The sequence below is a fragment of the Opitutia bacterium ISCC 52 genome, from assembly GCA_014529675.2.
Lineage (GTDB): Bacteria > Verrucomicrobiota > Verrucomicrobiia > Opitutales > UBA2995 > UBA2995.
The window spans coordinates 893,962-908,130 of record CP076040.1; the positions used below are offsets into that span (position 1 = coordinate 893,962).

Below are 14,169 nucleotides of genomic sequence, written 5' to 3' on the forward strand. Positions count from 1 at the left end.
TTTTTAGGTGAAATGGTAGGGCGACCTCGCCGAGGGCGCCGTCTCATTTTACCCAATCCTACGCGATCAACTCCGGTACATAATCCGCACCTTCAACGCCGACCAGGCGTTTATCTAGTCCTCCATGGAGGAAACTAAGGTGATTCGGATCCAGTCCCATCAAATGAAGGATGGTGGCGTGTAGGCGACGCACATGCATGGGGTTTTCAACGGCGTTGTTTCCGAGCTCATCGGTTGATCCAAAGGACATGCCTCCTTTGATGCCTCCGCCGGCCATCCACATAGTGAATCCAAATGAATTGTGATCGCGCCCGGTGCCCTTGGCGTATTCGGCCGTGGGTTGCCGGCCGAATTCTCCACCCCAGACAACCAGTGTTTCTTCTAGCAGGCCTCGGCGTTTCAAATCTTTAAGGAGTCCCGCAATGGGTTTGTCGGTTCTTCCTGCGTGTTTGTTATGGTTAAACTCGAGATCGCCATGGGCATCCCAGTTGGAATCGGTGTGAGCTCCGCCGGAGTAAATTTGAATGAAGCGAACGTCCCGTTCTACGAGTCTTCTAGCAAGCAGGCATTTAGTACCGAACTCCTGGGTACGCTCTTCGTCGATGCCGTAGAGCCGTTTGGTTTCCTCTGATTCCTGTGCCAGTTCAACCGCCTCGGGAGCGGTGCTTTGCATTTTGTAAGCCAGCTCGTAACTCGCAATGCGGGCTGCCAGGTTTGTGTTGTCGTAGCGACTTTCCATGTGCCCTTCATTGAGGTGGTTCAGGCTTTGGATGATACGTTGCTGCTCGGTCATCGACATGCCTTGAACGCTCTTGAGGTCCAGCATGGGGCTGCCTTCGGACTTGAAGGTCGTTCCCTGATAACTGGCGGGCATATATCCACTGGACCAGTTCTTGGCGCCACTGATGGGGCCGCCGGTATGGTCGAGCATGACCACGTAGCCAGGTAGATCCTGATTCACGGTGCCGAGCCCATAATTGATCCAGGATCCGAGGGAGGGACTGCCACTCAGGATGGATCCAGAGTTCATCATCAACATGGCTGACCCATGGATGGGTGAGTCGGCCTGCATGGATTTGATAAAGGCGATATCGTCAACACAGGTCGCTACGTGAGGAAAGAGGTCAGATACCCAGGCTCCGGATTGGCCGTGTTGTTTGAAATTCCACTTGGGGCCAACCACGCGTCCTTCGTTTTTCTTTCCGCCGCGACCAAAGGTTTTTACCTCAATGGTCTTTCCATCGTATTTGAAAAGTTCGGGCTTGTAGTCGAAGGTATCGATATGGCTGGGGCCGCCATACATGAAGAGAAAGATGACTCGCTTGGCTTTGGGAGCGTAGTGGGGGGGCTTAGTTGCAAGAGGGCCTTGATGTGGATTAGTGACAGTGGCCCCATTCAAGCTATTGAAAAATCCTTCCTGACCCAGCATCCCGGTCAGTGCGAGGGAGCTGAATCCTCCGCCTACGGTTGAAAGGAATTCACGGCGAGCCATGCGCCGACAGAAGTTTTTCGGTTGGTTTTTCATCAGTCGAGGAATACAAATTCGTTGAGATTCAGCATCATGAGGGCGAAGCGATTGATCGCGGTTGGCAGATCGTGGCCGTGGTCGGATTGCATGGATTGGATCAGCTCGATGGAAGTCGTGCGTTCTTCTGCATCGGGTAATCGGCCCAGCACGCGAGTAAACCCTTCATTGATCAATGGCTCCAAGCCATCTTTGGCGAGTGGTTCCAACGTTTGTGCCAGTTGATCCGCATGATCCGCCATAAACTGGCTATTCATCATGGTGAGAGCCTGAGACGGAACGGTGGTATTGAAACGGACGGGACAGGAGGTGTCTGTGTCTGCTGAATCAAAGGTAGACATCATCGGGTCCAATAGTGAGCGTCGGGTAAAAGTATAGATGCTTCTCCGGTTTTGATGCTCCGGGCCGGCTTCAAGCTTCCACCGCTGTTCCGCTTTCGAGGCGGTTGCCAGTACTTCTTTGGGTAAGGTGGGAAAAACGCTGGGGCCACCTACCTGTGGGTTAAAGTGATCGGCCACCATGAGCACTGAATCGCGAATTTCCTCTGCCGTTAGTCTTCGCATATCGAATCTCCACAGGTGATCATTGAGTGGATCTTTGGTCAGTGCCTCTTCATTGGGAGCTGAGGACATCTGATAAGCCTTGGAAGTCATGATCAGACGGTGCAGGGGTTTCATGGTCCAATCAATGCGAACGAATTCATTTGCCAGCCAATCGAGCAACTCAGGATGGGTAGGTTTACTTCCCAGTCCTCCAAATTCATCTGAGCTTCTCACCAGGCCTCTGCCGAAGTGGTGTTGCCAGATACGGTTTACCGCTACGCGCGTGGTAAGTGGATTGGTATCACTGGCAATCCAATGGGCCAGTTGCAAACGGCGGTCAGTATCGGCGCTTACTGTGTCTTGTAGTTGATTTCCCAATACATTGGGGAGTCCCGGTAGTACTTCTTCGCCTGGGGCATGTGGGTTGCCTCGATAGAGCACATGCGTGGGCTTGGGGCTACCTTCGTTGAACGCAGCCGTTACCAGGGAGCTCTCCATGGTTTTCTGTAGGGGTTGGAATGCATCTGTAGCGTCTTTTTCCAACTTAAGATTTTCTTTTAAAATAGCACCCCATTCGCCGCCTTTGTCTGCGGATTCTCTTACGACGGCGTTCGCTACGCCCTTCATGCGACTCCACTTACTAACGGTAACCCAGTTTGCCGGTTTACCTTCAGTGACTAAATCAAGTTTGAGTTGAAGACCCGTATGTCGACCGAAGATCAGTTTCAGATCGTGATCGCCGGCATGTAGATCAATGGTGAAGTCTTCGGTGATGGTATTGAGGCCCACTTTTGAAAATACGAGTTGATCGCCCAAATACATCCAAGCGCCCCCGTTGATGGTAACATTGAAAGTTTTCGGACCTGCTTCCTTTTGATGAAAGGTTCCTTCGATGACGTAAGAGGACGGAACTGTTTTGGCAGGTGTGATTTGTGTCAGGTCAGGATTAATGTGAATGGTCCCATCCGGGAGGGCTCCTTCGTAGAAATATTTTATGCTATCCAAATCGCCATAGGCAGTATTCCAATCATCCATCACGTAACCGAAGTGGAGCTTGGTCGGGTAAAGGTCTTTCTTTGAATCCTGACCTGGAACTCGGGTGTGAAGGTAGTTGGCCGCCTGCCAGATTTTCAACCGAGGCAACATGATGTCGCGAATCCCTGTTTCCAATTGGTCGCTCAGCTCAGTTTCTTTTTCTGAATCAAAAATCGAGACGGTTGAAATATCCTGGTTTCGGATTTTAAAGGGAATTTTGAGAGCTTTGAAATGAGACAAGAATTGGTAGTATTCTTTTTGTGAAAGGGGATCAATCTTGTGGTCGTGGCAGCGGGCGCAGGATATACTCGTCGCCAGCATTGATCGTGAGACGGTGTTTATGATGTCGTCGTAGTAGTCGTAGTAGAACTGGCCTTCGTCAGCTGGCTCATCGTCGTAGACTCCCAGGTGGAGGAAGCCGGTTGCGATGGTGCTTTCGGCATCGGCGTCTGGCTTCACGTCTCCAGCAAGCTGATCGATGATGAATTCGTTGTAGGGTTTGTCTTTGTTAACCGCATTGATGACGTAATCGCGGTATCTCCACATGTTGCGTTTATCGGTATCGCGCTCGTAGCCACTCGATTCAGCCCATCGGGCTGCATCCAGCCAGTGGCGACCCCATTTCTCACCGTAGTGAGGAGAATCCAGCAGTTGGTTGATGAGGTTCTCCCAAGCTCTGGGCGAATCATCCGTCAAAAAGGCATTCGCTTGTTCTTCAGTAGGAGGAAGGCCAGTCAAGTCGTAGTAGGCTCGACGGAGTAGAACCAACTTGTCTGCCGGGGGATTCGGATCGAGCTTTTGCTTATCCAAGTTAGAGCGAATAAACGCGTCGATCGGGTTTTCCGACCAGGACTTGTCTGAAACGTTTGGCACCGAAACATTCGCAGGAGGATCATAGGCCCAGTGCTTAACTTCCTTACCAACCTGTGAATAGAGGCTTGGTATGAGAGCAAAAATTAGCAGGGCCGCCCAGGTCGTAGCGGTAGGAAAATAGTTCTTAGTTGGGGTGGAGACGTGCATCTTGTGTCACCTAATTGGGTAGAAACAGCCTTACTCTGTGAGTTCTCCAGGATTTTTCCAGCAAAACTGCAGCGTAGATGGTTGAATGCGTTACAAAATTAATCAATTTCCGGCTTCCAGCCTGATGGAAAAGGGGTTGGAATGAACGTTACCATAAAGTGAAAAATTCAGACGACTCTCCTAAACCACGAAAAAGCCCCGAAGAACTACGCAGCCATCACTGGTATGGGGTCAATGATCTACGCTCATTTGGGCACCGGTCGCGCTCAGCTCAGATGGGTTATAGCCGGGAAGATTATGCTGGGAAACCGGTAATCGCCATTCTCAATACCTGGAACGACATCAATCCGTGTCATACCCATTTCAAGAATCGGGCGGAAGAGATTAAGCGAGGCATCTGGCAAGCAGGTGGTTTCCCGGTAGAGCTACCGGCTATTTCGCTTTCCGAAAACTTCATGAAGCCGACTACCATGATGTATCGGAATCTGTTGGCCATGGAAGCGGAAGAGCAGGTCCGAGCTCATCCTGCAGACGGCGTTGTGCTGATGGGCGGGTGTGATAAAACGACGCCAGCGCTTCTCATGGGTGCGGCGAGTATGAATTTGCCGGCCATCTATATGCCGGCGGGAGCGATGCTTCGTGGGGACTACTGCGGCAAGATCTTAGGGAGTGGTACCGATATCTGGAAATACTGGGCTGATTTGCGCGCGGGTAAAATCAACGAGTGCGAATGGCGTGGTATCGAATCGGGCATCGCTCGTTCGGCCGGCACCTGCATGACCATGGGGACTGCAGCTACCATGATGAGTGCGGTAGATGCTTTGGGATTTACGCTTCCAGGAGCATCCTCGATTCCAGCGGTGGATTCACGTCACTCACAAATGGCGACCAATGTAGGTCGGCGCATTGTGGATATGGTGTGGGAAGATCTAACACCCAGTGACATTCTTACGGCCGAGTCATTTGATAACGCGATTACCACCGTACTTGCACTGAGTGGATCGACTAATGCCGTTATCCACTTGATCGCCATGGCCAGGCGAGCGGGGGTGAATCTGAGTATGGAGCGATTTGATGAGCTCTCTGCCAAGGTGCCAGTGGTTGCCAATATGCGACCAGCTGGAGATTTCCTCATGGAAGACTTTTATTATGCGGGTGGGCTCGAAGCCATGTTAGAGCAAATTCGTCCTCTCCTGCATACCGATTGCATAACAGTGAATGGGAAATCACTCGGCGAAAACATTGCCGGCGCCAAAGTGCACAACTCGGAGGTGATTCATTCATTGGAGGCTCCCTGTGCTCCTTCAGGAAGCCTGGTTGTGCTTCGCGGTAATCTTGCGCCCAACGGTGCGGTTATGAAGCCCGTGGCAGCTGAGGCGCATCTGCACAAGCACACCGGTAAGGTGATTGTCTTTGATAGCTATGATGAGATGCAGGGCCAGATCGATGACCCGGACCTGGAGGTCGATGAGAACTCCGTAATCGTTTTGCGCAATGCCGGTCCGGTCGGAGCAGGAATGCCCGAATGGGGTCAGCTACCGATTCCGCAAAAGTTGTTGGAAAAGGGGGTCCGCGATATGCTACGAATCTCTGATGCTCGAATGAGTGGTACCAGCTATGGCGCCTGTGTACTCCACGTGGCGCCCGAGTCCTTTGTTGGTGGGCCCTTGGCACTCCTTCAAACCGGTGATGAGATCAAGCTGGATGTGGAAGCCCGATCCCTCGACATGTTGGTGAGCGACGAGGAACTCGAAAAGCGGCGATCAAACTACGTCGCACCGGAACCCAAATACGCACGGGGATACGGACGTCTTTATTCCGAGCATATTCAACAAGCTGATCTGGGCTGTGACTTCGACTTCCTCGCTGGCACGGCTCCTATCCCCGATCCCGAAATCCACTGATTTTTAGCGGTTACCAGATTGAGCAAAGGGAATAGAATGACTAGTTTTTTGCATACACCTAAGAATCGTTTTAACTGGGACGGTGTTCGGTTTTGCTCAATCTTTGCGAACACTGAAAATGCCCGTTGTTCGTCTCCTATTACCTCTTACCCCATTAAATTATGACAGAACCCTACAATCCTCTTCCGAATCAATTCCGTCAGGATATGATCGCTTGTAAAACTTTAATCGGCTGTTGGTGCGGCCTGGCCAATCCCTATAGCGCCGAGATACTCGGGCAGGCTGGGTTTGATTGGCTGCTTATCGATGGTGAGCACGCGCCTAACGATATCCAAAGTTTTGTCGCTCAACTGATGGCGTTCAAAGATAGCCCGAGTGCTCCGATTGTTCGTCCACAGTGGGCAGAGCCTGTGATTATTAAACGCTTACTGGATAGTGGGTTTTTTAATTTCCTCTTTCCATTCATCGAATCTGCTGAAGAAGCAGAAGCGGTAGTGGCGGCTACTCGATATCCGCCTCAAGGGATCCGTGGAGTATCCTTATCTCAGAGAGGAAACAAATACGGTTATGTGCCCGACTACCATGCCACGATAAACGATAACATCACCGTTCTTGTGCAAATTGAGAGTCAGAAAGGACTCGATAACGTGGAGGCCATCGCAAAGGTAGAAGGCGTGGACGGCCTGTTCATAGGACCTTCAGATCTTTCCGTCGCCTTAGGTCATTTTGGAAATCCCATGCACCCGGAAGTTCAGGAAGCCATGCAGCATATTGTTGATGTCGGAAAAGCAACGAACACGGCAGTTGGTATTCTTGCTCCCGTCGAGGAGCATGCCCGAAAGTACTTAGAAATGGGCATCAGCTTTGTATCTGTTGGAGCCGACCTCGGTATTTTAAAGAATGCGACCCTGGAACTTCGGAAGAAATTTAAGGAGTAGTTTACCTTCAAAAAAGTATCACAGGCATCTTGCTAGAGCTTTATACACAAGTTTCTTGATGGAAGAAGTTGGAAGTTTCTATCGCGCTATTCCTGTAACAGATCCTCCTCAGTTTCTCCAATCAACCCGCTCCTACACTGGAGAAACTGATAAAGTGTAGGAGAGGAGCTTGCTCCCGATCTGGTGGGTCTAGGGCTATTCAATTCGGGAGCTACCGATGAACGAAGTGAAGACACTTCAACAAGCGAAGCGAAGAATAACAGCTCCTCTCCTACATTTTTATACCGTGGTTGCTGAAATGGTAGGGCTCGATCGCCGTACCGAGGCGAAGCCGACTTCACCCTCGAGCCGTTATCGATATCCTTTTAAGAGGAAGAGGAACTCCTAGCAGGGCGTCACACCCTTCTTTAGGATGATATTACCATACTTCGCTGTTTCTCCGGTCATCACCACGGCATAGGCGCTTTTTGCGCGTTCATAGAAAGCGAAGCGCTCTACGCGTTCAGCGGCTGAGGTTTTCGGCCAGCTTTTGTGTATGGCTTGAAGATATCCTTCTTCAACACTTGGATCCAGCTCATCGCCTTCGACGGCTGCCATCATGGCAAAGGGGTTGTCGACGTATTGATCGAGAATGAACAAGGGCATGATGCCTTCAAGTAGGGTGGCAACTTTTAAACCATCGGCACGAATTACGTTTCCATTGAACGTTTCCCCTGGAAAGTGTGCGTCAGCTAAAACAATTTCGTCGCCATGTCCCATTCGGTAAATGGCATTGAGCAACTCTGGACTGATGACTGGTGATATTCCGATGAGCATAATTGGGATGGGTGAAATTTAATCGATAAGTTCTTCGTCAAAGCAAACTGCTACTTTGCCGCATTTGCCTGAGGCCATCAATGAGTAAGCGCCTCCCACATTTTCCAGGGAGAACCTGTGCGTTACCAAGTCAGCAGGGTGAATGTTCCAACGCACCAGACGTTCGACCAGTTCTTCCATTTTCCAGGTAGAGGTGACCCAAGAGCCATAGAGTGTTTTCTGGTCATGAATCATGTCCGGTGACGGATTAATATTCATGCTGCCACCTTCGCCGATAAGGACGATCTTACCCCATTTGCGTGTGGCTTGAACGGCGGTCGTTCGTGCTTTGTCATTGGCGGAACAATCGACTGCGCGTTCGACACCATGGCCTCCAGTGAGAGCCTTCACTTCGGCTACATTTTCCGGGCCTGCTTTGAGGACCTGGTCACAGAGCCCCAACTCCTTGGCGAGTTCCATCCGTTCTTCGATCACATCGATGCCAATGATCTGCTTGGCGCCAAGCGCTCGACTGAGCATGGCTGAGGCAAGGCCAACGGGACCGAGTCCAGTGATAAGAACGGCATCGTTTCCGCTGATTCCAATTTTTTCCAAGCCTTCATAAACCGTACCGAAACCACAGGCGACCTGGGCACCATCCACATAGCTGAGCTCATCAGGTAGGGCGATCAAGTCTTTCTCTTCGGCGATCATGTAAGGAGCCATGCCTCCATCGCGCTGCCAACCGTAGGCGCGGCGGTAAGTCTCGTTGGTGCAAGAGATCATGTAGCCGCGGCGACAGTCGTTACATACGCCGCATCCAGAAATATGATACACAATGACTCGATCATTTTTTTTAAACTGGCGACAACCGGGACCCACCTTGGCTATCTGACCGCAGGGTTCGTGGCCGGCGATAACTCCTTGATAGCCTTCCGGTCCCTTGCCCAGGTGCTCGTGGTAAATGCACCGAATGTCGGAACCACATATGGTCGATGCCTTCGTTCGAATAAGCACTTCTCCATGCCCAGGTTCTGGCACCTCAAATTCTTTCAACTCCGTGGTGCTATCTCCTGGAAGCACCGCTCCTTGCATAACGTCTGCTAAACTAGTCATCTGTGAAGTAATAGGTTTGTAGAAGCGGCATTGCGAGGACGCAATGGCCCTACCGTTCACGGTAGGATTTTAAGGGTAGGGTGAGTGCGTTCCCGCACCGCCGCGTGTAGTTAATTTGTGAGGCTTTTGAACCATGTTTCAAAGAGTGCTTACTGGGCGATCTTGCCATCCACATCCCACAGGTCTTCCCAGGTTTGGTTTTCCTTCCATAGGAACACCTGGCCTTTGATGAGCCGACAATTGCGATCCCTGGATTCGATGAGCTTCATTTCTTCATCACTCAAGGGATCGGTCGTCAAACTGTGAATGTTGCTAAACATATTACGTGGATTTGTGGAAAAGGGAATGGGCACTTGTCCTCGTTGCTCTGCCCATTTGACACAGAGTGTGGCGGGATGGATTCCATGGGCTGAGGCTATTTCCTGAATAACGGGATCCTCAGTGGGTGAAGTGTCCTCTGGAGTGCGATCACGCTCCGGACGGGCCGGTGACCCTATGGGGCAGAAGCCAATTGGTTGAATCCCTTGGCCCTTCACATACTCGAACAGGTCCGTTTGTTGAAAGTGCGGATGTAACTCCATCTCATTCACCGCGGGACTGATACGTGTTTCAGGTAGAATCTTCTCCAGCTTTGCCTGAGTGACGTTTGAAGTTCCAATATTCCTTACCAGTCCTTCATCGACCAGGGTTTCCATGCCACGCCAGGTGTTCATGAAACTTTCCAGGATGAAAGGTTTGGCTTCGGGGGATCTCGATGAGACATCGCAGCCCTTCGGGTGAAAGTTGGGGAAAGGCCAATGAACCAGGTAAAGGTCCAAGTAGTCGATGTGCAGATTTCGCAGGCTTTGTTTACAGGACTCTATGACATTGTCTTCTCCATGCATATCGTTCCATACCTTGGAGGTAATCCATAGGTCCTCTCTTGAAAATCCACTTTCAAAACGTTTTTGAAAAACGGTTCCGATTTCTGGCTCATTACCATAGACAGAGGCGCAGTCGATGTGCCGGTAGCCGATCTCGATGGCCTTATCGACGGCCTCTGCAATCTCATCATTTGTTACATGATCGGAGCCAAAGGTGCCCAGGCCGATGGCGGGCATGTTGTCACCGGATGCCAGTTTGCGAAATGGAACTGCAGAAGGATCTACAGCTTGCAATGCAGAAGGTTGAGAAAGCTTGGATGAATTTTGCATGGAGGGTTAGTTTAAACTTTTTTTCCGCAGTAGTGGATTGTGCGGTACGGCTGATGCATGGAGATATCTGATCTGTTTAGCTCTTCAGGTATAGTTAACTGCGATTGAGGGTAGCTGTGAAGTTTTTAGGGGAGACGCCAAAGAATTGTTTAAAGGAACGGGAGAAGTAGTAATGGTCATCGATACCAACCTTGTCGGCCACTTCCTTTACCAGATGATTTCCAGCCATTAAAAGTTCGGCTGCGTAATTCATCTTATAGTGTAAGAGAAGGCTTGAGGGTGGGGTGTTGGTGTAGCGTTTAAAAAGTCTAGCCAGGTAAGCGCTACTCACATTACATTGGCTGGCAAGGTCGTTGATACTCTTGAGATTGCTGAAGTTGTTATTGAGGTAGGAGCGACAGCGTTCGTAGGTGGCGTAAGCCAGGCTCATGTTTCCCTCGGGTACATAGGAGAGTTGGTGGATGCGCTCGATGAGTAGTTCGATAAGCAACTGGCAAATCCTCTGCACATTGTCGCCTCCCTTTTTTCCGCCGTCTTGTAGTTGACGGAATATGTCATGAATCCATCGGTATTGCGCAATCTGGTGAGGGGTGAGTTCTTTTAGGAATGTTTCCCAAAGTAGTTCAGGGACTTTGGTTCCTTGGAGATCTATGAAGAACTTCACGAGCTGTTCCTCTCCTTTATTCTGAATTCTGTGAGAAGTATTGGGCCCGTAGCAGAAAACGGCGCCTGCTTTAAGGTCATGTGTTTTCCCTTCCAGCGTAACCTGGCAGCTACCCTGGGCAATGAACTCAATTCCATAGTATCCAAATTGATTGCGTTCGACAGAATAGTTGGACTCGCAGCGTTCTGAGCCTCCGGCCACCACCACCAATTCACTTTGTGGAGAGGGACTTAAATTTAGGAAAAAGTAGTCACCTTCTTTGACCTGATTAGAAATGAACGATGGCCGTTGTTTGTCCTGCATTGAGTCGTTCATAGGTGGCCTGGTTTTATATTAAATCAAGAGCGCAGTGTGCGTATGGTCATGTATATCCATCATTGAGATTCTTAATCGATTAAAAACGCCAAAATAAATGGAATGAATGGATATTTACAGGTTACATAATCTCAAAAAAGGCGACTCAAAGAATTTCCTCATAATTGATTTGTCTATGCCTAGTGGCTGTCTGTATCCATTCTAGGCAACTATTCTCAAACTCAAAAACACCCTATCTATGACTTGGATTCGTTCCCTTTTCGCCTTTCTTCTGATTGCCTCAGCCTTTGCTGTAGCGGCTACTGCAGCAGACCAGCCACCCAACGTGGTGCTAATCATCACCGATGACCAGGGCTATGGTGATATCAGTGCTCATGGAAATCCTATTCTAAAGACTCCAGCTTTGGACGTGCTTCATGGAGAGAGTATTCGGCTGACCAACTATCATGTGACTCCGACCTGCGCGCCTACTCGGGGAGCGCTTCTAAGTGGCCACTATACCAACCGAGCGGGGCCTTGGCATACGATCATGGGACGTTCCATGCTCTTTGAGGGAGAAGCGACTTTGGGTGAGGTGTTTGAGGATTCCGGGTATGCCACTGGCATGTTTGGTAAATGGCACCTGGGAGATAATTATCCTTACCGACCTGAAGACCGTGGATTTCAGGAAGTGGTTCGTCATGGTGGCGGAGGAGTAGGGCAGACACCCGATTTCTGGGACAACTCCTACTTTGATGATACCTACTTTCACAATGGTGTGCCCGAGAAATATGAAGGCTATTGCTCGGATGTCTATTTTGACACAGCTAAAGAGTTTATTGCCGACAGTGTGAAGGAGGAGAAGCCGTTCTTTGCTTATATCTGCACGAATGCGCCACATAGTCCGTTTCATGCCGAGGAGAAGTATTGGAAGCATTACTTGAAAGAGGGCATTTCCGAGCGTGAAGCCATCTTCTTTGGCATGATCGAAAACATTGACGAGAATGTGTCTGAGATGCGTGAGTTTCTCGAAAAGAAGGGACTGACAGAGAACACCATCTTTATCTTCACCACCGACAATGGTACCGCTTCCGGAGAAAACATCTTCAATTCCGGTATGCGTGGAAAAAAGGGTAGTCAGTACGAAGGAGGTCACCGAGTGCCGATGTTTATTCATTGGCCGGCGGGCGGCTTTAGTAAAGGCCGTGACATCAACGAGCTGAGCGCCCATATCGATATGCTTCCGACTTTGGCTGATCTTTGCGGACTTCGACTTCCTATGGACTATGCTTTGGATGGTCGCTCACTCGTTCCTTTGTTGTTCGATACACCGACCCCGTGGCCGGATCGCACTATTATCACGGATTCTCAGCGGGTTCTGCATCCTATAAAATGGAAATCCAGCAGCACCATGACTCAGCGTTGGCGCCTGATTAACGGAACTGAACTTTACGACATGGACAACGATGCCAGTCAAAAAACCGATGTTGCAGCAAAGCATCCCAAGGTGGTTAAAAAGCTCCGCGCAGACTACGACGCTTGGTGGACAAGCCTTCAACCAGCTTTCAAGAAATTCTCTACGATTTCTCTGGGTCACCCGGCTGAAAATCCATCTCAGTTGACCGCTCACGATTGGTTGACATCCAATCCTGTTCCCTGGCACCAGAGTGCGATTCGAGGTGGAAAGCTTGGATTTGGACACGCTGGAAAGTGGGCGGTTAAGTTTGTTGAAGCAGGGGACTATAAATTGACACTGCGTCGCTGGCCTAAGGAAACAGGATTAAATTTGGATGCTTCCTTAGCTCCAGGGAAACCCGTTCCCGGATTGACTGCTTTCCGCGAGACCCCTGGAAAAAGTCTGAAGTTCAAAACCGCCACCATTAAAGTGGGCGATGAATTGCGTGAAAGCAGTGCAGGTAAGGGCGAGGGAACTACTTTTAATATGCGCCTCCCGGCCGGTGAGACCTTCATCGAAGCCTGGTTCGATACCACGGATGGCGAACAAGTGGGAGCTTACTACGTAGTCGTCGAGAAGTTGTAAATTTCACTGAATTATATTTCCTGAAAAAACGGCCCAGTGGATTTCCACTGGGCCGTTTGTTTAAATTAGTGAGCTGGAAGGAGCGGAGGAATCGTCCTGGTAAGATTAAGAAGGATTGCTTCTGAGGTGATCGAATCTAAGCCACCTTGGGATTGAGCTTATTCTTTTTCTTCAGCCTCTCCGATAACCTCGATGTCACCGATCTCTACGCTACTGTCGTCCTGCAGGCGTTTTAGGTTAAGGCCTTTGAAGCTTTTACCAAAGTAGTCACCAGCGATCGCATTCATGCCTTTCATGGCATCGTCAAAGTTTTGGCCAATGGCTCGGATACTGTAGCGTGTTGTCCAGAGTAGCTTGGGATCTTTTTGCTTCATCGAAGCAATATCATAAGCCATCAAGATGACAAAATAACGTTCCTCATCCAGCATGCTCTGGAGTTCGTACTTGTCCTGGTTGTTAGTGTAAAAGCCAAAGGCTTCTTCCATGCCCAGGAGTTGGGCTTTATGGCCCATGGATTTTCTATTAGAGTTACTCAGTGTCTGGCTAGTGGTTTGGTTAAACCCTAAATCAGCGACGGCATTCATACCTGCTCCATCGGGCGCAATTCCTTCGAAATCGAAGTCGCCCCCTAATCCCATTTCCTCTTCTGAAGTATACCCCATGAGCTCCATGATTGATTCTTCATATTCTGTTACACCGTAATGGACGACGATGAGCATGTCTCCAGTGCCTTCTCCCTGGTGGGGGTAGAATTTTTGCTTTTGCAAGTGTTGAGCCATGTCGGTGACTATATCCTCGAAGGTGAAGGTTTGCATGCGCTTGTCGTTCATGCCGCCGCGGTAGAATTTACCTTTGGCGACCTGATAGGACATCGGTTTTTCCGTGCCGTCTTTTTCGCGCTCCTTTAGGAAATCTAAATCGGCTTCTGCTTTGATCGCTACTCGATTGGAAGCAGCCTGGGAGGTGCCCATAAAACCAATCATCATAGTGGCTCCAAGGCATATTGGGAGTAATTCTTTAATTTCCATAGGTAGTTTGAGGGGGGCAGGGTTACGTATCTATTTATGAGTTAGGTAGTTCAATCAGTACAAAAAAAATAGCC

10 protein-coding genes are annotated in these 14,169 nt (G+C 49.8%); 3 read left to right on the top strand and 7 right to left on the bottom strand.

Annotation, left to right across the window (positions count from 1 at the left end):
* Positions 1 to 58: 58 nt before the first annotated feature.
* Entirely contained in the window at positions 59 to 1,492 is a 1,434-nt protein-coding gene (locus GA003_03900; GenBank protein QXD30334.1) for a DUF1501 domain-containing protein, read from the bottom strand.
* A 32-nt stretch (positions 1,493 to 1,524) separates the two neighbouring features.
* Positions 1,525 to 4,122: a DUF1553 domain-containing protein gene (locus GA003_03905; GenBank protein QXD29129.1), complete on the bottom strand. Its 2,598-nt coding sequence runs from the start codon at positions 4,120 to 4,122 to the stop codon at positions 1,525 to 1,527.
* 158 nt (positions 4,123 to 4,280) lie between these two features.
* Between GA003_03905 and GA003_03910 the strand changes: the two genes are divergently transcribed.
* Together GA003_03910 and garL are read left to right on the top strand one after the other, a co-directional pair.
* On the top strand, positions 4,281 to 6,026 hold the full coding sequence (locus GA003_03910) for a dihydroxy-acid dehydratase (protein QXD29130.1): 1,746 nt from the start codon (positions 4,281 to 4,283) through the stop codon (positions 6,024 to 6,026).
* A 161-nt stretch (positions 6,027 to 6,187) separates the two neighbouring features.
* Positions 6,188 to 6,964: a 2-dehydro-3-deoxyglucarate aldolase gene (gene garL / locus GA003_03915; GenBank protein ID QXD29131.1), complete on the top strand. Its 777-nt coding sequence runs from the start codon at positions 6,188 to 6,190 to the stop codon at positions 6,962 to 6,964.
* 384 nt (positions 6,965 to 7,348) lie between these two features.
* Here the strand turns inward: garL and fucU are convergent, their stop codons facing one another.
* From fucU to GA003_03935, 4 genes are all read right to left on the bottom strand, one after another.
* Complete coding sequence (gene fucU, locus GA003_03920) at positions 7,349 to 7,780, bottom strand: L-fucose mutarotase (protein QXD29132.1); 432 nt, start codon at positions 7,778 to 7,780, stop codon at positions 7,349 to 7,351.
* 18 nt (positions 7,781 to 7,798) lie between these two features.
* Positions 7,799 to 8,875, bottom strand: a complete 1,077-nt coding sequence (locus GA003_03925; GenBank protein ID QXD29133.1) for a zinc-binding dehydrogenase — start codon at positions 8,873 to 8,875, stop codon at positions 7,799 to 7,801.
* A gap of 149 nt (positions 8,876 to 9,024) precedes the next feature.
* Positions 9,025 to 10,068, bottom strand: a complete 1,044-nt coding sequence (locus tag GA003_03930; GenBank protein ID QXD29134.1) for an aldo/keto reductase — start codon at positions 10,066 to 10,068, stop codon at positions 9,025 to 9,027.
* Between the two features lie 94 nt (positions 10,069 to 10,162).
* Positions 10,163 to 11,047 carry an AraC family transcriptional regulator gene (locus tag GA003_03935; protein QXD29135.1) on the bottom strand — a complete coding sequence of 295 codons (885 nt, stop codon included), beginning with the start codon at positions 11,045 to 11,047 and terminating at the stop codon, positions 10,163 to 10,165.
* 238 nt (positions 11,048 to 11,285) lie between these two features.
* Between GA003_03935 and GA003_03940 the strand changes: the two genes are divergently transcribed.
* On the top strand, positions 11,286 to 13,067 hold the full coding sequence (locus GA003_03940; GenBank protein ID QXD29136.1) for an arylsulfatase: 1,782 nt from the start codon (positions 11,286 to 11,288) through the stop codon (positions 13,065 to 13,067).
* A 158-nt stretch (positions 13,068 to 13,225) separates the two neighbouring features.
* On the opposite strand, the gene GA003_03945 is transcribed toward GA003_03940, so the two are convergent.
* Positions 13,226 to 14,095, bottom strand: a complete 870-nt coding sequence (locus GA003_03945) for a hypothetical protein (GenBank protein ID QXD29137.1) — start codon at positions 14,093 to 14,095, stop codon at positions 13,226 to 13,228.
* Positions 14,096 to 14,169 lie beyond the last annotated feature (74 nt).

Excerpts from the sequence above, each read along its gene's own strand:
- GA003_03900 (QXD30334.1), bottom strand. The coding sequence starts at position 1,492 with ATGGCTCGCCGTGAATTCCTTTCAACCGTAGGCGGAGGATTCAGCTCC.
- GA003_03905 (QXD29129.1), bottom strand. The coding sequence starts at position 4,122 with ATGCACGTCTCCACCCCAACTAAGAACTATTTTCCTACCGCTACGACC.
- garL (QXD29131.1), top strand. The coding sequence starts at position 6,188 with ATGACAGAACCCTACAATCCTCTTCCGAATCAATTCCGTCAGGATATG.
- fucU (QXD29132.1), bottom strand. The coding sequence starts at position 7,780 with ATGCTCATCGGAATATCACCAGTCATCAGTCCAGAGTTGCTCAATGCC.
- GA003_03925 (QXD29133.1), bottom strand. The coding sequence starts at position 8,875 with ATGACTAGTTTAGCAGACGTTATGCAAGGAGCGGTGCTTCCAGGAGAT.
- GA003_03930 (QXD29134.1), bottom strand. The coding sequence starts at position 10,068 with ATGCAAAATTCATCCAAGCTTTCTCAACCTTCTGCATTGCAAGCTGTA.
- GA003_03935 (QXD29135.1), bottom strand. The coding sequence starts at position 11,047 with ATGAACGACTCAATGCAGGACAAACAACGGCCATCGTTCATTTCTAAT.
- GA003_03940 (QXD29136.1), top strand. The coding sequence starts at position 11,286 with ATGACTTGGATTCGTTCCCTTTTCGCCTTTCTTCTGATTGCCTCAGCC.
- GA003_03945 (QXD29137.1), bottom strand. The coding sequence starts at position 14,095 with ATGGAAATTAAAGAATTACTCCCAATATGCCTTGGAGCCACTATGATG.